At 57.4% G+C, this 20,512-nt stretch carries 19 protein-coding genes and 1 riboswitch; of the genes, 11 read left to right on the top strand and 8 right to left on the bottom strand.

The window, feature by feature from the left end; translation table 11 throughout:
* Positions 1-90: 90 nt before the first annotated feature.
* Complete coding sequence (locus QP990_RS04085; protein ID WP_239208346.1) at positions 91-999, top strand: Dyp-type peroxidase; 909 nt, start codon at positions 91-93, stop codon at positions 997-999.
* Here QP990_RS04085 and QP990_RS04080 read toward each other — a convergent pair.
* Complete coding sequence (locus QP990_RS04080) at positions 996-2,309, bottom strand: cyclopropane-fatty-acyl-phospholipid synthase family protein (protein WP_239208345.1); 1,314 nt, start codon at positions 2,307-2,309, stop codon at positions 996-998. The genes QP990_RS04085 and QP990_RS04080 overlap by 4 nt on opposite strands.
* 232 nt (positions 2,310-2,541) lie before the next feature.
* Between QP990_RS04080 and QP990_RS04075 the strand changes: the two genes are divergently transcribed.
* From QP990_RS04075 to QP990_RS04060, 4 genes are all read left to right on the top strand, one after another.
* Positions 2,542-3,885: an NAD(P)/FAD-dependent oxidoreductase gene (locus QP990_RS04075; protein ID WP_023021572.1), complete on the top strand. Its 1,344-nt coding sequence runs from the start codon at positions 2,542-2,544 to the stop codon at positions 3,883-3,885.
* A gap of 161 nt (positions 3,886-4,046) precedes the next feature.
* Positions 4,047-4,144: riboswitch (TPP riboswitch) on the top strand.
* Positions 4,132-4,944, top strand: coding sequence for a hydroxyethylthiazole kinase (gene thiM / locus QP990_RS04070; protein WP_239208343.1), 813 nt, complete (start codon positions 4,132-4,134; stop codon positions 4,942-4,944). (Overlaps the previous riboswitch by 13 nt.)
* On the top strand, positions 4,945-5,574 hold the full coding sequence (gene thiE, locus QP990_RS04065; protein ID WP_239208342.1) for a thiamine phosphate synthase: 630 nt from the start codon (positions 4,945-4,947) through the stop codon (positions 5,572-5,574).
* The gene (locus tag QP990_RS04060; protein ID WP_284798502.1) at positions 5,567-7,102 is read left to right on the top strand and encodes a bifunctional hydroxymethylpyrimidine kinase/phosphomethylpyrimidine kinase; all 1,536 of its coding nucleotides are present in this window, start codon (positions 5,567-5,569) and stop codon (positions 7,100-7,102) included. The genes thiE and QP990_RS04060 overlap by 8 nt, the downstream gene beginning before the upstream one ends.
* Here the strand turns inward: QP990_RS04060 and QP990_RS04055 are convergent.
* Complete coding sequence (locus QP990_RS04055; RefSeq protein ID WP_239208340.1) at positions 7,099-7,701, bottom strand: bifunctional 2-polyprenyl-6-hydroxyphenol methylase/3-demethylubiquinol 3-O-methyltransferase UbiG; 603 nt, start codon at positions 7,699-7,701, stop codon at positions 7,099-7,101. The two genes, QP990_RS04060 and QP990_RS04055, sit on opposite strands and share 4 nt — an antisense overlap.
* Before the next feature lie 108 nt (positions 7,702-7,809).
* Between QP990_RS04055 and QP990_RS04050 the strand changes: the two genes are divergently transcribed.
* Both QP990_RS04050 and QP990_RS04045 read left to right on the top strand, forming a co-directional pair.
* On the top strand, positions 7,810-8,883 hold the full coding sequence (locus tag QP990_RS04050; protein ID WP_239208339.1) for a magnesium and cobalt transport protein CorA: 1,074 nt from the start codon (positions 7,810-7,812) through the stop codon (positions 8,881-8,883).
* Between the two features lie 23 nt (positions 8,884-8,906).
* Positions 8,907-10,073 (top strand): trans-acting enoyl reductase family protein, encoded by a 1,167-nt coding sequence (locus QP990_RS04045; protein ID WP_284798501.1) that lies wholly within the window; start codon positions 8,907-8,909, stop codon positions 10,071-10,073.
* Here QP990_RS04045 and QP990_RS04040 read toward each other — a convergent pair.
* Positions 10,070-10,516 carry a PaaI family thioesterase gene (locus tag QP990_RS04040; protein ID WP_200287512.1) on the bottom strand — a complete coding sequence of 149 codons (447 nt, stop codon included), beginning with the start codon at positions 10,514-10,516 and terminating at the stop codon, positions 10,070-10,072. The genes QP990_RS04045 and QP990_RS04040 overlap by 4 nt on opposite strands.
* 59 nt (positions 10,517-10,575) lie before the next feature.
* Between QP990_RS04040 and gndA the strand changes: the two genes are divergently transcribed.
* From gndA to QP990_RS04020, 4 genes are all read left to right on the top strand, one after another.
* The gene (gndA, locus tag QP990_RS04035; protein WP_239208337.1) at positions 10,576-12,027 is read left to right on the top strand and encodes an NADP-dependent phosphogluconate dehydrogenase; all 1,452 of its coding nucleotides are present in this window, start codon (positions 10,576-10,578) and stop codon (positions 12,025-12,027) included.
* Positions 12,028-12,132: 105 nt separating this feature from the next.
* Positions 12,133-13,434, top strand: a complete 1,302-nt coding sequence (locus tag QP990_RS04030) for a DEAD/DEAH box helicase (RefSeq protein ID WP_239208336.1) — start codon at positions 12,133-12,135, stop codon at positions 13,432-13,434.
* 19 nt (positions 13,435-13,453) lie between these two features.
* Positions 13,454-14,302 carry a hypothetical protein gene (locus QP990_RS04025; RefSeq protein WP_023021582.1) on the top strand — a complete coding sequence of 283 codons (849 nt, stop codon included), beginning with the start codon at positions 13,454-13,456 and terminating at the stop codon, positions 14,300-14,302.
* 40 nt (positions 14,303-14,342) lie between these two features.
* Entirely contained in the window at positions 14,343-15,188 is an 846-nt protein-coding gene (locus tag QP990_RS04020; RefSeq protein WP_200287516.1) for a hypothetical protein, read from the top strand.
* A 274-nt stretch (positions 15,189-15,462) separates the two neighbouring features.
* Here QP990_RS04020 and QP990_RS04015 read toward each other — a convergent pair whose 3' ends face one another.
* From QP990_RS04015 to secA2, 5 genes are all read right to left on the bottom strand, one after another.
* Positions 15,463-16,026 (bottom strand): MerR family transcriptional regulator, encoded by a 564-nt coding sequence (locus QP990_RS04015; RefSeq protein WP_284798500.1) that lies wholly within the window; start codon positions 16,024-16,026, stop codon positions 15,463-15,465.
* Between the two features lie 146 nt (positions 16,027-16,172).
* Positions 16,173-16,766 (bottom strand): bifunctional nuclease family protein, encoded by a 594-nt coding sequence (locus QP990_RS04010; protein WP_239208335.1) that lies wholly within the window; start codon positions 16,764-16,766, stop codon positions 16,173-16,175.
* A 38-nt stretch (positions 16,767-16,804) separates the two neighbouring features.
* Positions 16,805-17,551: a MerR family transcriptional regulator gene (locus QP990_RS04005; protein WP_034655346.1), complete on the bottom strand. Its 747-nt coding sequence runs from the start codon at positions 17,549-17,551 to the stop codon at positions 16,805-16,807.
* Positions 17,552-17,651: 100 nt separating this feature from the next.
* Positions 17,652-18,086, bottom strand: a complete 435-nt coding sequence (gene odhI / locus QP990_RS04000) for an oxoglutarate dehydrogenase inhibitor Odhl (RefSeq protein WP_023021587.1) — start codon at positions 18,084-18,086, stop codon at positions 17,652-17,654.
* An 85-nt stretch (positions 18,087-18,171) separates the two neighbouring features.
* Complete coding sequence (gene secA2 / locus QP990_RS03995; protein WP_239208334.1) at positions 18,172-20,463, bottom strand: accessory Sec system translocase SecA2; 2,292 nt, start codon at positions 20,461-20,463, stop codon at positions 18,172-18,174.
* Between the last annotated feature and the right edge of the window lie 49 nt (positions 20,464-20,512).

Here is a 20,512-nt window from a genome sequence, read left to right as displayed (position 1 = left end):
GCGCATATAAAGGCCAAGCAGGTCTCTATCAGGGGCGATTCCAAGTCGGCGAACGGACCTGATCACTACTGGGTGCGTAAAATCGGCATTATGACGATTCAGCATGTAGTAGATAAGCCTTCCCGCGCAGCGCTCTTCTTGGTCCTTGAGATCAAGGATGGCGGCGAGCAATCCACCCGCGATATGCTTTCGGGGTTCGCTGGACTGTTTAAGTCCGTAAACTTCCGTTATAACGACGGCGAGCTTTATACCGTAGTCGGCATTGGCGCCTCCATGTGGCCGCGTTTGACCAGCGCACCCCTTCCTAATCGGCTAAAGGAATTCGAGGCAATTGACGCAGCGCACAAGGCCCCAGCAACGCCAGGCGATATTCTGTTGCACTTCCGCGCTAATAGCTACGATCTCTGCCACGAAATGGCCCGGCAGGTTTTAGACCAACTGGGTGATGCTGCAACGGTCATCGATGAGACCCACGGGTTTAAATACCTTGACCAGCGCGACCTGCTTGGCTTTGTAGACGGCACCGCCAATCCCCTCGCCGAGGAAGCTTTGGATACCGTGCTGCTTGACGACGCCGCCGATTACCCCCGTGGCTCCTATGTCACCGTACAAAAATATATCCACGACCTCGACAAGTGGAACGAGCTGAGCACCGAAGAGCAAGAAAAGGTCATTGGTCGCACAAAGGCTGACGATATCGAGCTCGACGATGGTATTAAGCCTTCCAATTCTCACGTTGCTCTCAACGACCTTGAGGAAGATATCTACCGCGAGAATATGGTCTTTGGTTCTTTTGCTGCTGGTGAGATGGGTACTTACTTCATCGGCTATGCAAAGGATCCAGAAAACGTCATGGAACGTTTGCGCAATATGTTCATCGGCAAGCCGGAGGGGAACTACGACCGCATTCTAGACTTCTCCACCGCTCTTACTGGCACCAACTTCTTTGTGCCCAGCGCGGACCTGATGAAAAACTTCGACGAGCTGCCGCCCGCCTAGCGGCGTCCCCCACGGTTGCGGTGGGCCAATCCAAATTGCACCGCATCAATCATTCCGAGCGTCATTAAGGCCTCGCGGAGGGCAAATTGGAAGGTCCACAGGCGGCGGAATACTGGGTCGAACCCAGCCGCCGCGGCCTCCCGCAGGTGCCCATCAAAAAAGGATCGTTGCTGACGCAAAGATTCTAGGTAGTGCGTCCCCACGTGTGTTTCCGATACGATGCGCAGGTTCGAGTTCTTATCGACGAGCTGGTGCAGCTCCGCAGTAAGCGGATAGTCCAGTGCAGGCCACACATATGCCCGCAAGGCCTGAATCGAGGCCTTTCCGGCGTCGGTCATTGCTTCGGTCGCCACAAGGGACTGAATTCCTGCACGGCCATTAGGGGTTAAGAACCGGTCGACTGCGCGAATATACTCTTTGCGCTCCTGCGGGCTAAGCTGTTCTACCTTTTCCACGGTGACGATTGCGTCATAGTGTCCGCGCCATTGCTTGGGATTTGGGACAACCCCGGGAATGCGTTCCACATGGATGGAATCATCTGCCCCCTCGAGCACGAGTGCCTCACGCATGTGACTTATCTGATCTACATCGCTGGTCAATACGTCTACCGTTGCGCGCCGCTTGGTCGCGCGCATGGCAGGCTGCATTCCAGCGGCCGGGTACACTAATAGGTGGGTTCCGGCGCCGGTGCGAGTGACGTCGAGAAGCCAGTCCGCTGCGCGGCGCTGGGCATCGCCCAAATCGTCTCTGTCCACACTCGTGGGCTCGCTTAGCGTCGTGACATCCACGAAGTGGCTTTTCGGTTCCTTGCGGCCGGCCTTGGGGCTATAGCTTTCTACTGTCTCCCTAATGGTCGTCGGCACACCGCTAGAAAAGATGCCACCCACATGGCTTAAACCATCACCGGAATAGAGCCGGACCAACTCCATCGGCAACTCCCCTGGCTCCGAATTGCCGGTGTCTAGCATCTTGGCCTTGGGAAGATATCCCACCCCCAGCAACCGCCCAAGCACTTTTACCAGCTGGGAGGACGAGCTGACGGACCACTCTCCTGCCATAAAGCTTTCTGCGAACCCCAGCCATCCACTGGCGGCGATTCGTTCAAACAAAGCATCGTGTCCGACCTTGAGATCTGGTCCGCCCTCTACTTCCAAGTCGAGTTCCAATCCGGCGTCATCGCAAGCCTTGGCAAATTCAGCCTCTGCACGGCGAGCCTTTAAACCAGGCCAACGAGATGAAGGGACTGTAGCCACATTGGGCCAGGAATCTGCATCGATGGAGCTCAAATGCTCGGGGCGGATAAAACTCATAATGCCAGGTGCGCTCCTTGGTGGGCGGAGGAAGTCACTATCGGCAATTACCTTAGTCAGCTTGGCACGCACCTCGGCTTAGGCGCTCCGCACAGGCGCAATGGTTCCTGCCGCGAAAATATTAACGATGCACGGAAGTTTATCAGTCAATGAGTATGCACGTTCTGTTAGAAGTGTTTACACTGAATGGGTACAAAACATTAGCTTTCTTGAGGAAGGTCGCAATAAATCCATGACTGATACCGCTTATCGTCCCAATGGTGGCCGTCACCACGTTGTCGTGGTTGGCGCTGGCTTCGGTGGTCTCAACACCGTCCAGAAGCTAAAGAACGCCGATGTAGAAATCACTCTCATCGATAAGAAGAACCACCACCTGTTCCAGCCGATGCTGTACCAGGTAGCAACAGGCATGATTTCCGCCGGTGAGGTGGCCCCGTCCACCCGCCAGCTGCTGCGCGATCAGGATAATGTTCACTTCGTCAACGCCGAGGTTACCGATATCAACCTGGCTGACCAGACCGTCACTGCCGAGCAGGATGAGTTCTCCCGCACTTACGCATATGATTCCCTGGTGGTTGCAGCGGGCTCCGGTCAGTCCTATTTTGGCAACGACCATTTTGCCGAGTTCGCCCCAGGCATGAAGACCTTGGACGATGCCCTCGAGCTGCGCTCTCGCATCATCTCCGCATTTGAGAAAGCTGAGCTTACCGACGACCCAGCGGAGCGCGAGCGCCTGCTTACCTTCATCATCGTTGGTGCTGGCCCAACCGGCGTCGAGCTGACCGGCCAGATTGCCGAACTAGCAAACCGCACCCTCAACGATGTCTACTCCAACTACGGGACCACCTCCGCCAAGATCTACTTGCTTGACGGCGCCCCACAGGTACTGCCGCCATTTGGCAAGCGCTTGGGCCGCAAGGCACAGCGCACCTTGGAAAAGGAAGGCGTACAGGTTCACCTCAACGCCATGGTGACCGATGTGACCGCGGATACCGTCACTTATAAGGACATGAAGACCGAGGAAGAGACCACCCTGACGGGTGCTACCAAGATCTGGTCCGCCGGTGTGGCCGCTTCCCCACTGGGCAAGATGGTGGCCGAGCAGGCTGGCGTCGAGGCAGACCGCGCTGGTCGTGTCTCCGTGAACGAGGACCTGACCGTGGGCGAGCACAATAACGTCTACATGGTCGGTGACATGATCTCCCTCAACCGCCTGCCTGGCCTCGCACAGGTTGCTATTCAGGGTGGCGCGCACGTCGCTAAGCTCATTCAGGCAAAGGTGGACGAGGAGTCTACCGCCAATGAGAAGGAAGCCTTTGATTACTTTGACAAGGGCTCCATGGCAATCGTCAAGCGCTTCAACGCCGTCGTCAAGCTGGGCAAGACCGAGTTCGGTGGCTTCGCTGGCTGGGTAGCTTGGCTGGGCCTGCACCTGACTTATGTGATTGGCCTGCGCAGTCGCCTGGCAGTGCTGGTGAACTGGGCAACCAATATTCTTTCCCGTGACCGCGGCAACCTAGAAATCACCACTCAGCAGCGCATCGCGCGCAACATCATTAACAAGAACGAGAAGTAATTACTCCTCGATCGCATCGCCGCTCTCCTGCCTCAATGCAGGGCAAGGGCGGCGATTTTCTATTTTCCTGTCGTTACTCATTGATAGCGATAGCACCACCCCAACTGGGCACTGGAGCGCCGATTTTCGCACATAGTTTCCGTGACCTTTGTTAGGCTGAGAAACGCAACATGGGGTGCCGCACACAGTGCGGCTGAGAAATACCCATCGAACCTGCACTCAGTTAGAACTAGCGAAGGGATAGTTGTGGGATATAGTTTTCTCCGCGCGCACGATGCCGTGCGCGAGTCCACACCACTTATTCAATGTTTGACCAATAAGGTCGTTTCCAACGTCACCGCCAACGCCCTCTTGGCCGTTGGCGCCAGCCCGGCGATGGTTGATACTCCGGAGGAATCCCGCGAGTTTGCACAGGTAGCCGGCGGTGTTCTCATCAACTGTGGCACGCCTAGCTCCGAACAATACGGCGGCATGCGCGAGGCCATCGCGGGTGCGAATGCCGCACAGACCCCCTGGGTACTCGATCCGGTAGGTGCCGGCGGTCTCTCCAACCGCACCAAGTTCATGCATGAGGTGCTGCCCCTTGGCCCAGGGGCGATCCGCGGTAATGCTTCAGAAATCATTGCGCTCGCGGGTACCGGACAGGGCGGCCGCGGTGTCGAATCTACTGATGAAGTAGAAGCCGCGTTAGATTCCGCACTAGCGCTTTCCCAGAACACTGGCGCCGTAGTAGCCATTTCCGGCCCACGCGATCTTATCGTCCACGCAGGTGAAACCACGCGCGCTGCCTATCTGCACTCCGGTCATCCGATGCTCCAAAACGTCATTGGTACTGGTTGTTCACTCGGTGCTATCTGCGCAGCATATTTGGCGGCGTGGGAGGATCCTTTCGAAGCAATCATCGCGGCCCACGCACACGTGGGAGCCGCAGGCAGCGTGGCAGCTGAAAAGCACCACGCGCCAGGCTCCTTTGCCGTTGCTTGGCTGGACGCGCTCTACGATGTCCCGACGGCGGACATCGAGGGACTAATCAAGCTCACAGACGTCGAAGGGGTTTAAATGGCAATCGACTGGTCGCTTTACCTTGTCACAGATCCAGATCTGGCAGGCGGGCGAGAAAACGTGGTTCGCATCGTGAAGGAAGCTGTACGCGGTGGGGTTAGCGTCGTCCAGCTGCGGGATAAGGAAACTAGTGATGAGCAGATTGAACACACCGCCCGCGAGCTGCTGGCCGTGCTCGGAAATGTTCCGCTTTTTATCAATGACCGCGTGGAGGTAGCAGCAAAACTCGGCTGCCATCTACACATTGGTCAAGGTGACATGGCCTTCCGTGAAGCCCGAGGGATGCTGTCCGATGAGCAACTTATCGGCTTGTCCATTGGCAATCACGCCGAACTTGCTGCCATGTCGGATGACGCCCGCCCGGATGTCATCGGTATCGGCCCTGTGTATTCGACGAACACGAAGAAGAACGCCCCGGCGGGGATGGGGCCAGATGCAGCAGCAGCCCTCGCCCGCGCCGCACGGGAACGCGGCATTGATTCCGTCGCCATCGGCGGCATTAAAGACCATAACGCGCACGAGCTGGCGGGAAGCGACTTTGCCGGCATTTGCGTAGTCAGCGACATCATGGCGGCCGCAGACCCTGCAGCAGCCGCCGGCCGACTAAAGGAGGCTTTTCATGCCTAAAGGTATCTATCCCCGAGTACTGTCCATCGCGGGTACAGACCCCACGGGCGGAGCGGGCATCCAGGCTGACCTAAAATCCATTGCCGCTGCGGGCGGATATGGCATGAATGTGGTAACAGCCTTGGTAGCCCAAAACACCCAGGGCGTCCGCAGCGTACATGTCCCGCCAGTGGAATTTCTGCAAGAGCAGCTAGAAGCAGTCATTGACGATGTGGAGATAGACGCGGTAAAGATTGGCATGCTTGCTGACGTCGCCATTACCGCCAAGGTCGCAGATTTCCTACGTCGCCTGCCGGAGGATGTTCCCGTGGTCTTGGATCCGGTCATGGTGGCTACCAGCGGGGATAGGCTGCTGGAGCAGGAAGCCGAACAGGCCGTGCGAGATCTGTGTTCCCGGGTGGATATCATCACCCCAAACTTGAAAGAATTGGCTGTTCTCACCAACACCGAGGAGGCAGGCGACCTCGAGCAGGCCATCGCCACCGCTAAACAATGGGCGAAGGAAGCTTCTACTGCGGTTGTGGTCAAGGGCGGTCACCTCGATTTCGATATCGCAGACAATGCGGTAGTGAATCCGGATGGGTCCGTTCACCGCGTCTCCTCGAGCCGGGTGGACACGAAGAATACGCACGGCACGGGTTGCTCCCTCTCCTCTGCTCTGGCTACCCGGCTTGGAGCCGGCGATAGCCACACCGCAGCGCTTACGTGGTCCACCCACTGGCTGCACGAAGCCATTGTTCACGCGGATGCGCTCCAGGTGGGCAAAGGGCACGGTCCCGTGGACCACCTGCACCGCTCGCAGCGCCTGATGCGGGCGGCCTCTACCCTGCCGCAGCCCTACCTGTCCGGCAGCTTGAAGGAACCAGAAAACGTCGAGCAGCCCCGCGTTCCTGCGGCCGGACCACACACGCAACGTCTGTGGAACCTGGCGGGAAATCACTGGGAGGCTATCAAGGCTCTGCCCTTTATTCGGGCATTGGGAACGGGCGCTTTGGATAAAGAAGCCTTTGGGTTCTATCTTGACCAAGATGCCCAGTACCTCAACGCCTACTCCAAGGCCTTGGCGCGCCTAGCCAGCCTAGCCCCTGCAGCGGCACAGCAACTGCACTGGGCCGAAGGAGCGCATGATTGCTTGGCGGTTGAGGCCGAGCTGCACCGCGGCTGGCTCCAAGAGGGCATCACTACCGCAGCTTCTAGGGTTACTAGCGCCTATACGGACTTCCTTATCCGTTCAACTCATACGGATGACTACGTGGTAGGTGCTGCGGCGGTATTGCCCTGCTACTGGCTTTATGCAGAGGTAGGCCTACACCTCGCAGATTTCGATTCCCCAGAACATCCCTATCACTCCTGGCTTTCCATGTACGGCGGTGAAGACTTCCTCAACGGAGTCCGCGCCAGCCTCGACATTGTCGAGCAGGCTCTCAGCGGGGCGGATGAGCGCACTCGTACACGGGCCGAGCGCGCCTACATCACAGCGAGCCACCATGAGGTAGATTTCTTCGACCAAGCCGATAGGCGCTTTTAGGCCAGAAGGTCCGACCCCGGACGCGAAAGGACGGCGACGAGGAAGGTGGAATGCTCCGAGAATAGCTTCATGTCCCACGAGGAGAAGGTGAAGTCGACTCGGTAGCCCACCTTCTGCGCCATATCGAGGAAGTCGGAGAACTCCCAGCCCCGGCCCTCGCCGAAGCCGGTGACCAGGCGACCACCTGGTTTGAGAGAGTTAAAGATATTGCGCAAAGCGGGCTCGCGGCCTTCTCTTGCTAGAAAGCCCATCACATTGCCGGCAGACACGGCGATATCAAAGGGGCCTTCCGGCACCTCTTGCTCGCACAGGTCTCCAACGAACCAATGTCCGTCCGGAAAGTCGTGCTCTGCGTGCTCGATAAGAATGGGATCTACGTCGACTCCCACGACGCTGTGGCCGCGGCGAAGCAATTCGCCACCGACTCGGCCAGTGCCACAACCGGCGTCGAGGATGGTGGAGTTGCGCTCGACCATGGCATCAATAAGCCGGGCCTCGCCATTGATGTCCTTGCCTTGTGCGGCAAGCAGCTTCCATTTGCGGGCAAAATTATGGGAGTGCTCGGGATTAGCTTCGGTTACTTCTTTCCACGTAGGCATAGATTCGATTATATTACCCGCCTTCGGTGTAAGATTTACCCGCTGCATAAAATCGCCGTCGAATTTTTGCGAACTTGTCCGCACTACCGCGCAAAGGAGGCTGAAACGATGCCATCCGTACCTTCACCCTTTAGGGGCCGCAAGAAACCCGAGCCTCCAAGTAAGCCCACCTCCCTGCCGGTACCGCCGGAACGCGCGATTGAACACTGCCGCGTTTTTGTTGATGGCGAGTCGCTTCCCGGTGAATACTCCACCAGCTCTGCTTTGGAAGCTATCGAAGAATATGGTCGTGGTTTTATCTGGGTGGGCCTGCACGAGCCCTATGAGTCTCAGATGACCAAGGTAGCCTCACAGTTTGGCATCCACGAACTCATCGTGGAAGACGCAGTTATGGCGCACCAGCGCCCCAAACTCGAACGCTACGATGACCAGCTCTTCGTCGTCGCCCGCTCCGTGAACTATCGCGACCACGATGAAGTAACGGATAAGCGCCAAATCATTTCCACCGGTGAGATCCAGATGATCATGGGCTCCAACTTCATCATTACCGTGCGCCACGGGGCAAAGCTTCCCAACTTGGCCTACACGGTGGAAGATGAGCAGGATCTGGTGGAGCTTGGCCCAGTGGCTATGGCCTGGAAGATCCTGGATATGATGGTGGACCGTTACTCGGAGATTTCTCGTCTCATCAGCATTGAGGTCGATGAGCTGGAAGAAGAAATCTTTACCCCTAACCTCAAGTTTGATGTGGACCGAATTTACATGTTCAAGCGCGAGGTGCTGGAGATGAAGCATGCCATTGACCCACTGTCGGTGGCGCTTAAATCCATGGTTTCTGATCACAAGGATCTGATTTCTAAGCAATTGCGCTCGTATCTGCGCGACGTCAACGACCACGAGCTCGTAGTCAAGGACCAGGTCTCCAGCTTCGATGAGCGCCTTACCTCGCTTATCGATGCCTCGGTGGCCAAGGTAACCATGCAACAAAACTCAGATATGCGCACCATTTCCGCAGTCGTTGGCATGTGGGCCGCACCCACCCTGGTGGCAGGTATCTACGGGATGAACTTCGACATCATGCCGGAGCTGCATTGGGCTTTGGGCTACCCCATGGCGATTGTCATCATGGTCTTGGTCGTTCTCGGGCTCTGGGCCTGGTTCCGTAAGAACCACTGGCTCTAAAGACTGCGGTACGCTCCTATACTATGAGCGATATCACTGTCTATGGTGCCACCGGGCTTGTCGGGCAATTGGTGGCGCGCTATCTTGCCTCGATTAACGCGCCCTCTGTGACTCTGGCCGGCCGGAACCGACCGGTGCTAGCCGCGCTGCGCGATGAGCTCAACCCGCACTGGGACATTGCCATCGCCGCCGCGGACGATGCCTCCGCTGTAGAGCGCATGGTGGAAGGTACCCAGGTACTGATTACCGTGGTGGGCCCCTACAGCCTTTATGGGGATAACGTCCTTGCCGCCTGCGCGCGGCATGGCGTGGACTATGTCGACCTGTGCGGTGAGGTTCCCTTCATTCGCCACAGCATCGATTCCCACCATGCCGAGGCTGAATCCACAGGTGCGCGCATCATCCATTCCTGCGGCTTCGATTCCGTGCCTTCAGATATCGGGATGCTCAACCTTTATAAGGCCGCAGCAAAGCCTTTTGCGCGGGTTGAAATGGTCGTAGACAAGCTGAAAGGCGGGATCTCGCCGGGCACCATCGAATCTTCCCTGCAGGTCTCGCTCGCTGCGCACGCCGATAAGGGTGTTGCCCGCAACCTGCATAATCCCTACTCCCTCGATCCAGATCCGAAGGCTGGTCCACGCTTGGAAGGACTCCAGCGGGACTTTGAGGTCAAAGAGTTGGATGGCGTTGGCTGGGTGGGCCCATTTTTCATGTCCATGTTCAATACCCGCGTGGTGCGCCGCTCCAACGCTCTGCTTGGGCGGGCGTGGGGCAAGCGCTTGTTTTATAAGGAAGCGTGGTTTACAGGGACTGGGCTAGCCGGTCGTGCACGGGCCTATGGACTGGCACTCGCCACCAAGCTGCTTTTTGATGGCACCCAATCACGCTTGCGCCCCGTGGTGGAAAAGGTCCTGCCCACGCCTGGGCTTGAGGGCGCACATTTCCACATCAGCCACCACGGTGTGACTGAGGACGGCGAGCGCTGGCTTGCAACCGTCTCAGCGCAGGGGGACCCCGGCTACGAGGTTACCGCCATGATGCTGAGCCAGGCTGTACTCTGCCTACTCGAATCGCGCACCGACTCTGACCGCACAGGAGGCGTGCTTACCCCGGCCACCGGACTAGCTGAGCCGTATTTGGAACGGCTATCCTCCCACGGGATGTCCTTTACTGCCAAGCGGGTGAGCTAACGCAAAATCATGGTGCGCAAAGTGGTGCGGGCAATGAGCTCCCCGCCCTGGCGCATCTCAACGCTCCACAGGTGGGTGCGCCCGCCAAGCTGCACTGGTGTAGCCACAGCCTCCAGTTCCCCCTGTCCCGTAGAGCGGATAAAGTCGCTGGAATTATTCACTCCTACTGCGGGGGCGTCGGCAGCCACCACGCTCGCGATGGAGGCCACGGTTTCTGCAATGGAACAGTACAGCCCGCCATTGGCCACTCCCCAGGGCTGATGATGTTCGGGCTTAACCTGCAGTTTCGCGCGCGCCTCGCACGGGCCTATATGGGTAAATTGCAGCCCTATCAATTCCGCAAGGCCGCCATTGAGGGCATTAAGTGACGCCAGTTCTTCTGCAGTGAGTACCCGCGTATGAGCGAGGTGAAGCAAGTCATTGAGTTTCTGCGTATCCGACATAGTCCACCAGCCTAGCCATTGATGCCAGCACCGCATCCCAGTGACGTAGGATAGGCAGCATGACTGATAAGAATGAACTTGCTCAAATTGGCGTCGTGGGATTGGCGGTCATGGGATCTAATTTGGCCCGTAACTTTGCCCGCAACGGCAATACCGTAGCGGTATACAACCGCAGCCCTGAAAAGACCCATGCGCTCATTGAGGCTCACGGTGAGGAAGGCAATTTCGTGCCTTCGGAGACCATCGAGGACTTCGTGGCTTCTTTGGAGCGCCCACGCAAGGCAATCATCATGGTTAAGGCTGGCAAGGCCACCGATGCGGTCATCGATCAGCTGGCTGAGGCCATGGATGAGGGCGATGTCATTATTGATGGCGGTAACGCGCTGTTCACGGACACCATTCGCCGCGAGAAGGACGTAGCCGCCCGCGGCAAGCACTTTGTGGGTGCTGGCATCTCTGGCGGCGAGGAGGGTGCGCTCAATGGCCCGGCCATCATGCCTGGTGGCCCCAAGGAATCCTGGGAGACTCTTGGCCCGATTCTTGAGTCCATCGCCGCCAATGTTGATGGCACTCCATGCGTTACCCACATTGGTCCAGATGGCGCCGGCCACTTTGTCAAGATGGTCCACAATGGCATCGAATACGCCGATATGCAGGTCATCGGCGAGGCTTATCAGCTACTGCGTTACGGTGCAGGCATGGAGCCGGCCGAGATCGCAGAGGTATTCCGCGAATGGAACTCGGGCGACCTTGACTCCTATCTCATTGAAATCACCGCCGAGGTTTTGGCCCAAAAGGATCCGGAGACTGGTGCCCCGCTTGTCGACGTCATCGTGGACGCCGCCGGCCAAAAGGGCACCGGCCGCTGGACTGCCATCAATGGCTTGGAGCTCGGTGTTCCCATTACCGGCATCGCCGAATCGGTCTTCGCCCGCGCGCTTTCCTCCTCCACCGCGCAGCGCAGCGCTGCCCAAGAAGGCCAGCTGCCTGCCGGCACTATCAAGGAGCTGGACGTGGACAAAGCCGCGTTTATTGAAGACGTGCGCCGCGCCCTTTATGCGGCCAAGCTCATTGCTTACTCCCAAGGCTTCGATGAGATCAAGGCTGGATCCGAGGAATTCGGATGGGATGTGGACCCTCGCGACCTAGCTACTATCTGGCGTGGCGGCTGCATCATCCGGGCCAAGTTCTTGGATCGCATCCGCGCAGCCTACGACAATAATGCAGACCTTCCTGCCCTCATCCTCGATCCTTACTTCAAGGGTGAGCTGGAAGACCTCATCGATCCGTGGCGCCGAGTAGTCGTCGCTGCCACTCAGCTGGGCCTACCGGCCCCAGTCTTTGCATCTTCCCTCTCCTATTATGACAGCCTGCGCGCCGAGCGCCTTCCCGCCGCCCTGATTCAAGGCCAGCGCGATTTCTTCGGCGCACACACCTTCAAGCGCACCGACAAGCCAGGTACCTTCCACATCGAGTGGTCTGGCGACCGCAGCTTGACCCAAACCGACTAGATTCGTATTGCTTTAATGGGGCCCTTCGGGGCCCTATCCCATATTCAGCAGGCGCTTCCACACGAATGCGGCGATCCGCCTTATTGCCGATAGTATGGGTAAACAATGACTACCTTTGCCGATCTCGGCTTACCCCAGCGCCTAGTGCACGTATTGCGTGACCAAGGCATCACCGAACCATTTCCCATCCAAAGCGCCGCGATTCCCGACGTCCTCGCAGGCAAAGATGTCCTCGGCCGCGGCCCTACCGGTTCCGGAAAGACCTTTACCTTCGGTTTACCCATGCTCGCGAGCCTTGCCGGAACGGGTGCTTCCAAGCCCGCTCATCCCCGTGCGCTCATTCTTGCGCCAACCCGGGAGTTGGCCACCCAGATTTACCAGCGTCTTGATGAACCTGCGGCAACGCTTGGCTTGAGAGTTCTCGCCGTGGTGGGTGGGGTAAATATCAATCACCATATCCGCTCGCTGGCACGCCCCGTCGATGTTCTCGTCGCCACCCCTGGCCGCGCCCAAGATCTCATAAACCAGGGAAAGCTGCAATTGGATGCGGTCCGCATCACCACCCTTGATGAGGCCGATCAAATGGCCGATATGGGCTTTCTACCCCAGGTACGCAAACTCCTGCGGTTGACCCCAGCAACAGGTCAGCGATTGCTGTTTTCGGCGACCCTCGACGGGGACGTCAATAAGCTGGTGGAGCAATTCCTCCACGATCCTATTGTCCACTCCACTGCTCCGGTTCAAGCTGCGGTGGACTCCATGTCCCATCATCTCTTTTTCGTCGGTGACCGTCCGGCGCGGAATGAAGTAGCCTTGCGAATTGCTGCTCGCCAGGGCAAAACCATCATGTTCATGCGTACGAAGCACGGGGTGGATAGGCAAGTCAAAAAGCTGCGCCGTGCTGGCATCAATGCTTATCCGCTACATGGAGATAAGGGGCAAGGCGCGCGCACCCGCGCCATCGAGGGCTTTAGCGATGGCAGCGTCCCCGTGCTGGTTGCCACAGATATTGCCGCGCGCGGTATCGATGTTGCGGATGTTTCCCTCGTCGTTCATATCGATCCACCCGCAGAACACAAGGCATATCTCCATCGCGCTGGGCGCACGGCACGTGGCGGCGCGGCGGGGACCGTCGTTACTTTGGTCATGGATGAACAACGCAAGGAAGTATCAGCGCTTATTAACAAAGCAGGGGTCACGGCTACTGAGCACGATATTTCTAGCCGCGATAATCCTGCAGGTGCACCTGTACTCAAGGAGGTAACGGGTGCTCGCAAACCGAATGGTCCCGCCCTTCCCCCGCCTGGGCAGGCCACGCCCCAGAACCAAGCGAAGCCCGCAAAGAAGAAATCCCCATCTCAACGCCGCCGCCCAGGTAGTAGAAACACCCGTCGCCGCGGCCGCTAAGACAAGGAGGAATGCCCTCGTGCACACTTTGAGCCCGGATGATTGGCAAGCTCAGCTGCAACAACACGAAAAGCAAGCCACCGACCGCTTAGAGCGTTTCCGCCACCCTGGCAGCTATCACCCTGTCTTCGATTTTCTCTTTGAGTACTACCCCGTCCGGCCTTCCCACTTGAAGCGTTGGCACCCGGGTGTAGGAATAGCGCTAGAAGGCACTCCCCCACACGCCGAATGGCGCGACTACCACGCCACCCCAGACGGCGTAACCGTCGATGTGGCTGGCTTTCTACAACGCCGCGGTAGCTCGGTTCGTTATATCTCGAATCTTCTTCGCCACTCTGCAAGCAACCCCGCCCACTTTGACTGCTTTGGCCTGCACGAATGGGCGATGGTTTACCACACAGACACCCCGCGCCATTCGCTTCCTTTGCGCCTAGGTGCAGAAGGCACAAACCGCGTTGTGGATGAACACTCAATTAAGTGCTCCCACTACGATGCCTTCCGTTTCTTCACCCCACCAGCTCGTCCGCTTAACCTCACCGTGCTGCACCGCGAAGACCAGCCCGCAAATGACCAAGCGGGCTGCGTACACGTCACGATGGATCTTTATAAATGGGCGTGGAAGCTAGGCCCTTTGGTTCCCGGCAAGCTATTCCTTGACTGCCTAGATTTGGCGATTGAAGCACGCATCCTAGACATGGAGGCCTCTCCTTATGACTGCCGTGATTGGGGTCTCGGGGTAGTGCCCATCGAAACCCCTGAAGGCAAAGCCGAATATGTCTCTCGGCAGCGTTCCCTGGCGCAGAAGGCCGAACCGCTGCGAGCCAGGCTTGTCGCTGTGATAGATCAGGCACTCGCCCCGCTACAATAAGCCACTAACAACGGCAGTTTGCTTGGGAGGAACACACCACATGGCACGGCATTCAAATGGGAAAAATACCTTCGCAGTAGCGGGATGGGTTATTGCAGTGGCTGTCATCGCGCTTCTGGCCATCATCGCCTTGGTGACCTTCCTCGTGCGAGGTATGGACAACGCCGATGAGAACGATGCCGCTGCTCCCGCAGCTGTTGAAAGCAGCAGCGAGGCTACAACGGAGATGACCACGAAAACGACCTCCAGTGTCCCCACTTCCGCCGCGCCTACCAGTTCTTCCTCTCCACGGAGCTCCGCCCCAGCTCCTAGTTCCGCAGCACAACCCAAACCCGATCTAACGATGGCTGCAAATACCCTACTTCTTTTGGATACTTCCTCCTCAATGGCTCCCATCTACGGTCCTGTCTCCCAGGCCTTGGGCACCACCGCGTCTGACCTAGCTGCTGACGGCGGGGCTGTGTCCTTGTGGAATTATTCTTCACCCATCTCTGAGACGGCAACGGTTGGCTACCGCCAGAACTTGGGTTTTGGGGATGGCAATGCCGTATCCGGCACCCTCGGCGGCTTTGGTACCGGCGGTGTTCCACAAACGCGCAGCGCTGTTGTAGCGGCTGTAGCTAACGCTGCCGACCAAGCTGCAGGTAGCGGCGACAAGGCGCGGGTGCTCGTGGTGACTACAGGTACCGAGCAAGACATGGATGATGCTCAATTTACGGCTGCACTTAAGGACGCTGCTTCGAAGGACGTTTCCCTCAGTGTCGTGCACGTAGGTGAAGGCAACGTGGATGCAGCTCTAAAGTCCGCAGCCGATAGTTTCACCACCGTTGACTCAGCGGAGGAAGCCAAGCTTACTGGCGCTATAACTAAGGCCGCAGGCGTTTAATATCCAACCGCCCTTTCCCTCGGCACCAAACGATTATGTTGGGTGCCTTTATTTCTATCTCCATAGAGGTACCGACAGCTAGGCACAGGTGGCACTTCAATAATCGAGCCCGTGTTAAAAGCCGGATTGAAGCGCCTTGGGCTAGGGCCCAGCGACGCGAAGAGATAAAAGGTTCCGAGGGGCGCTTAACGTAGGCTGCTCGTTGTTTGGAGATCAAAAATCCACCCTATTTCCCCGTGAGCCGGGAAATAGGGTGGATTCTTATGTTCAAAGCCTAGGAGCTCTTGCGCTTGCGACGGGCAGCAAGCTCGTCGAGCCCGACGACGTTGTCCTCGGCGAAGTCTTCGATGCGTTCCGAAGGGAAAGAAGAAATGGTACCGGACAGTTCCTTCAAGATACCAGGAACTGCAATGCCAAAGACGCCCTGGCCACCGGCAAGCAAGTCAATTACCTCATCGTTAGAACGGCACTCATACACGGTGGTGCCATCTGATACGAGGGTGAGCTCTGCCAAATCATTGACACCACGATCCCGCAGGGACTCAACGGCCAAACGGATATTTTGCAGGGAAATGCCGGTATCTAGCAGGCGCTTAACAATCTTGAGTACCAATACATCCTTGAAGGAATACAGGCGCTGGGAACCAGAACCACGTGCCGTTCGAATGGACGGATTCACCAAGTTGGTGCGTGCCCAATAGTCCAGCTGGCGATAAGTAATGCCGGCAACCTGGCAGGCAATAGGCACGCGGTAGCCCACTTCCTCATCAGGTCCGACATCAAAAAGTGATTCCTGTACGTAGGTGGATTCGGGCTGGGAGTCCTCGATAATGCTCACGTAATTACTCCAATGGGGTTTGTTGGAAGTTCTAAAGATCAATTAAAAGCCAAGCGCATGCACCCGTCAAGCGCTGCCTGCTCAACTTTCAAGTACAACTTTAGACTTCTAGAACCACATTGTCACCATTAGTCACACGCGTGTCATTAACTTTTTTCTTCATCATCCCCCGAAAGGAAATCCTTTTCTTCCATTCCCAAAGATCTCATCATGGCCTCGAAATCCGCATCTGCCTGCGCATTCCCTGATGCCGATGTGGAAGACTCCGCGTTTTCGCTGCCAGTTTCCGAATCATCTTGAGAAGGGGTAGAAATCTCCAAGTCGAAATATTCTTTCAGATCCGCATCACTGGCATAAACGGATACCTGCGCGAGGAGCTCCGCCTCGGCAGAAATGGGGACATTGAAAAATTCGGATACAGCTAGCGCATCGCTAACCCGAGCATCATAAGCCTCGCCGTTCGCAGCCTTAATGTCTACCATGAACGTTCCCTGGTGGTAGTTGGCAACGTCTATGGATTCCACCCCGCCTGTTGCCTCAAGGATCTCGCAGATCAGATCGTGCGAGTTGGGCCGGTTTGGCTGGTGCCCATCTAAAGCGGCGGCCAATTGCATGCCCTCAATGGGAGAAATCCACACGGGGATCAAGCGATTTTCCTCTGGCCAGCGCAACAATGCGCAGACATCATCTTCAGGACCGACTTGGTGGATTCCGTGGAACTCTAGGGTTACATCACTCATGACTACCACTCTCCCACAAAGATGGAATTGGTGGTGTATTAAGCCTGGTATTCGTCACGTAGGTCTGATTTCACCAGGGTCGCATGCAAAGACACCACGAGCGCGGTCATCTGCTGGGAGATTTCTTCCGCCTTCTGGTGTGCAGTATCAGAGTTTGAGTGTGCCACTGGAGCTGCGGCCTGGGAAATCAGGTCAGCCTGCCGGCGCGCGTTATTGCGCAGGGACTTAAGCTCACGGGCACCGAAACCAAAAGCCTTGAGGGCCACGGCGGCTGAGACAATAGCCACGTCATCGGTATTGAAAAACCCAGCAGCATCTGGGCGAATGAGGCCGTACTTCACTAAGGATGCGACGTCATCTTCACTGGACCCCGCCTGCGTGGCTACCTCTACATCAGTCAAACGCGTGACGACAGGGGCCTTAAACTGCTGCGGGGACAGGAGGGTTTCGGCATGGCCCGCAGAAACAATGGCGGTGACCTGACCGGAATCCATGGCCTCTAGCTGCTCACGGATAACCTTTAGCGGCGTATAGTTATCGCGCTGAGTGGTGAGAATATAACGCAGCCGGTCCACGTCTTCTTGGGTGAAGCGGCGGTAGCCCGAGGCCGTGCGCTGCGGGCTAATAAGCCCCTCTGATTCAAGGAAGCGAATCTTGGACACCGTGACGTCTGGGAATTGCTGATTCAGCGTCTCCAAAACCACGCCAATGGACATAGTCTTAGCCTTTTTAGCTTTGGGGCTGGTACGGCGTACTGCTGCTGCCGAAGAATCTGCTGCGCTCACTGTGTCTATCTCTTAGTGGTCCTGAAAAAAGTTCTTATCGTGCCATACGTAGACTACACCGCCCTTCCTCGAACGGAAGCGCGGCTGGTCTACGAAAGAATTAGCTCTGGTTAGCGATGAAAACCAAACGGAACTTGCCAATCTGGATTTCATCTCCCACCTCGAGCACCTGGGAGTTGCGTGGCTCGCGGTTCACGTAGGTTCCGTTGAGGGATCCCACGTCAACTACCTCAAACTTGTCATCATCATTCTTGCGGAATTCCGCGTGACGGCGGGATACCGTAACGTCATCGAGGAAGATGTCCGCCTCGGGATGGCGGCCAGCGGTGGTAGTCGCCTGGTCCAACAAGAAGCGGGCACCCGCATTCGGGCCGCGCTTGACCACCAAGAGTGCCTGGCCCTCTGCCAGGTTATCGGTACCGGCAACGGCAGTCTCGTTGCCATTCGCGCCGTTTTCCATCTCCTTGAGCAGGTCTGCGCGGAATACAGATGTGGTCTCTACCTGTGGTTCCGGGGTTCCGGTGTTCTCGCTCATTGTTACCTCCGGGGATTAGTTACGAGTTACTTATGACAATACTAGCGACTTATTTGGGTCCGCGACCCTTTGGTGGAGATTTATTTCACCGGAAAATGTTTCCGATACCGCTCAGCACGGAATTTCCCTTGCCCGCAAGGGGGTTATCGGAAACCATGTAGGTCCACGTAGCACTCGGGCGGGCTAGGCCGGCGTCATCAAGGTGCGCCCCGGCGGCGTCGATAAGCACTGTGTGGAAGGTTTCCACCGACTTTTCGACGGCCCGCTGGGCCAAGTCCTTAAACTCCCTTACCGCAATGCGGTGGTATTCATCGATCGGCGTCTCGCGGGCGATAGCGCGCAAGTGAATGGACTCACGGACATCGTCCATGAGCTCCAGATGGTCGGCCCATGCAAGGTCCAAGTGATAAAGCATGATTTCGCGTGCGGCCTTAACGCGAGCTTCCTCGGGAACCTCCGCAAGCTCTGCTGCGCGCTCTGGGGCGCGTTGGGAAAGCTCCTGCCAGGCTTGATCGGTATCCAAAAGCTTGGCTCGGCGCTCATCAATGATGATGCGTTGATCAGCTAAGAGCTGATTGTACTTCCATGTCTGGGCATGGATCTCGAGCAATTGCCCTTCGGTCACGCGCTGGCAGTGCGCTACAAAGTCACTGACCCGTTTGGACTCGATACGTCCGTCCTCGGCCGGTTGGGCGCGGACAGTTTCGCCGTCGCCGCCTTGCTGAACCACGTCATCCTCCAAGGAGACAAAGAAGAGGGAAAGCCCCGGATCTCCTTGCCGGCCCGCACGCCCGCGCAGCTGGTTGTCCAAGCGGGCGGTGCGGTGCCGCGAGGTACCGATGACCGCTAGGCCGCCAAGCTCCGCTACTGCGTCATGGTCGGCCTCACTAGCGCCGCCCAACTTGATATCAGTACCACGACCGGCCATCTGGGTAGAAACGGTAACGCGCCCGATATCTCCGGCCTCGGCGACTATCCGCGCCTCTTGCTCATCATTTTTGGCGTTGAGGACATTGACCTCAATGCCCCGCTTGCCCAGTGCATCTGCCAAATCCTCCGATTCGGCGACATCCTGCGTGCTCACCAGGATGGGTTGCCCCGTAGCGTGGATGGCGGCGATTTCTTCCACGATAGCGGCAGATTTATCCTCGACCGTCGCAAAGATACGGTCTTGTTCGTCAAACCGCTGCAGAGGCTTATTACGGTCAATAACAGAGACGTGCAGACCGTAGAACTGGCGCAGCTGATCGGTTGCCTCCACCGCGGTGCCCGTCATCCCGCACACCAGTGGGTAGCGCCGCATAAGTTCTTGCAAGGTGATGGTATCGAGAATGCGCCCACCTTCAGAGACTTCCAGGCCTTCCTTGGCCTCTACCGCCGCTTGCAGGCCATCGGGCCAGCGCTGCAGGTCGGCAACGCGGCCCCGCGAGGCATCGATAAGCTGCAGCTTGCCGTCAACCACAATGTAGTGAATGTCTCGGATAAGCAGCGCTTTGGCATGCAGGGCAAGGTTAACCTTCACCAAAATGGTGCCGATATTCTCCTCGGAATAGAGCGAATCAATGCCCAATTCTTGCTCCACACGGCGCGCACCATCTTCGGTCAATTGAACGGTGCGGCCGTCCTCAGAGATGATGTAGTCCAGCTTTTCGCGCAGGTGGGAAACCACATTGGTGATATGTCCGGTGGGTGCTTCGCCCGGTCGGTTTCCGGCAAGTACCAGCGGCACAAGGGCCTCATCTACCAAGACGGAGTCGGCTTCGTCCACCAAGGCAACATCCCCGGCGGCCTGCACGGTGTGGGAACGGTCAGTGATCTGGTTATCGCGCAGCAGGTCGAAGCCTAGCTCGTTCACGGGCGCATAGATAATATCCTGTGCGTAGGCAACGCGGCGCTCGTCCGGAGTCATGCCCTCTGTTACCGAGGCAACGCTCAGGCCAAAGAACTCCACTACGGGGCGCATCCATTCGGCGTCGCGAGCAGCAAGATAGTTATTGACGGTAACTACATGGACGCGCTTTCCGGTCAGCGCAAAGCCGGTGGCAGCCATGGCACCCACCAGTGTTTTGCCTTCACCGGTGGCCATCTGGATGACGTCTCCGGTGAGTAGGCGCAGGACCGCTTGTGATTGCACGTTAAAGGGGTTCATGCCCAGGGTGCGTTCGCAGGCCACTGCCAGGGCCGCGAGGAACTGCGCCTTGTCCACTATCTCACCGGACTGAACGGCATCGCGCGCGGCCTGGGCCACAGCTGCGTCATCGTGCTGGCTCAATGTCCGGGCAGCTTCGTCTGCCGAACCCACGATGGCCTTGGATTTCTTATTATTACGCTCGCTTTGCGAGCCCATTGCCTTCCAGAACCAATCAAACGCGCCCATGACTCATCCTCCTTAAATGGATTGCTCCTATCGACTGTAGTCAACCTCG

The sequence above is a fragment of the Corynebacterium sp. MSK071 genome, assembly GCF_030232125.1.
Classification (GTDB): domain Bacteria; phylum Actinomycetota; class Actinomycetes; order Mycobacteriales; family Mycobacteriaceae; genus Corynebacterium; species Corynebacterium kefirresidentii.
This window is presented reverse-complemented; position numbering and strand designations above follow the sequence as displayed.

Bases quoted from the DNA above. Each gene is read 5' to 3' on its own strand.
- QP990_RS04045 (WP_284798501.1), top strand. From the start codon at position 8,907: ATGAGCGATATCACTGTCTATGGTGCCACCGGGCTTGTCGGGCAATTG.
- QP990_RS04030 (WP_239208336.1), top strand. From the start codon at position 12,133: ATGACTACCTTTGCCGATCTCGGCTTACCCCAGCGCCTAGTGCACGTA.
- thiE (WP_239208342.1), top strand. From the start codon at position 4,945: ATGGCAATCGACTGGTCGCTTTACCTTGTCACAGATCCAGATCTGGCA.
- QP990_RS04040 (WP_200287512.1), bottom strand. From the start codon at position 10,516: ATGTCGGATACGCAGAAACTCAATGACTTGCTTCACCTCGCTCATACG.
- odhI (WP_023021587.1), bottom strand. From the start codon at position 18,086: ATGAGCGAGAACACCGGAACCCCGGAACCACAGGTAGAGACCACATCT.
- QP990_RS04010 (WP_239208335.1), bottom strand. From the start codon at position 16,766: ATGAGTGATGTAACCCTAGAGTTCCACGGAATCCACCAAGTCGGTCCT.
- QP990_RS04020 (WP_200287516.1), top strand. From the start codon at position 14,343: ATGGCACGGCATTCAAATGGGAAAAATACCTTCGCAGTAGCGGGATGG.
- gndA (WP_239208337.1), top strand. From the start codon at position 10,576: ATGACTGATAAGAATGAACTTGCTCAAATTGGCGTCGTGGGATTGGCG.
- QP990_RS04050 (WP_239208339.1), top strand. From the start codon at position 7,810: ATGCCATCCGTACCTTCACCCTTTAGGGGCCGCAAGAAACCCGAGCCT.
- secA2 (WP_239208334.1), bottom strand. From the start codon at position 20,463: ATGGGCGCGTTTGATTGGTTCTGGAAGGCAATGGGCTCGCAAAGCGAG.
- QP990_RS04075 (WP_023021572.1), top strand. From the start codon at position 2,542: ATGACTGATACCGCTTATCGTCCCAATGGTGGCCGTCACCACGTTGTC.
- QP990_RS04080 (WP_239208345.1), bottom strand. From the start codon at position 2,309: ATGAGTTTTATCCGCCCCGAGCATTTGAGCTCCATCGATGCAGATTCC.
- QP990_RS04085 (WP_239208346.1), top strand. From the start codon at position 91: ATGACGATTCAGCATGTAGTAGATAAGCCTTCCCGCGCAGCGCTCTTC.
- QP990_RS04055 (WP_239208340.1), bottom strand. From the start codon at position 7,701: ATGCCTACGTGGAAAGAAGTAACCGAAGCTAATCCCGAGCACTCCCAT.
- QP990_RS04060 (WP_284798502.1), top strand. From the start codon at position 5,567: ATGCCTAAAGGTATCTATCCCCGAGTACTGTCCATCGCGGGTACAGAC.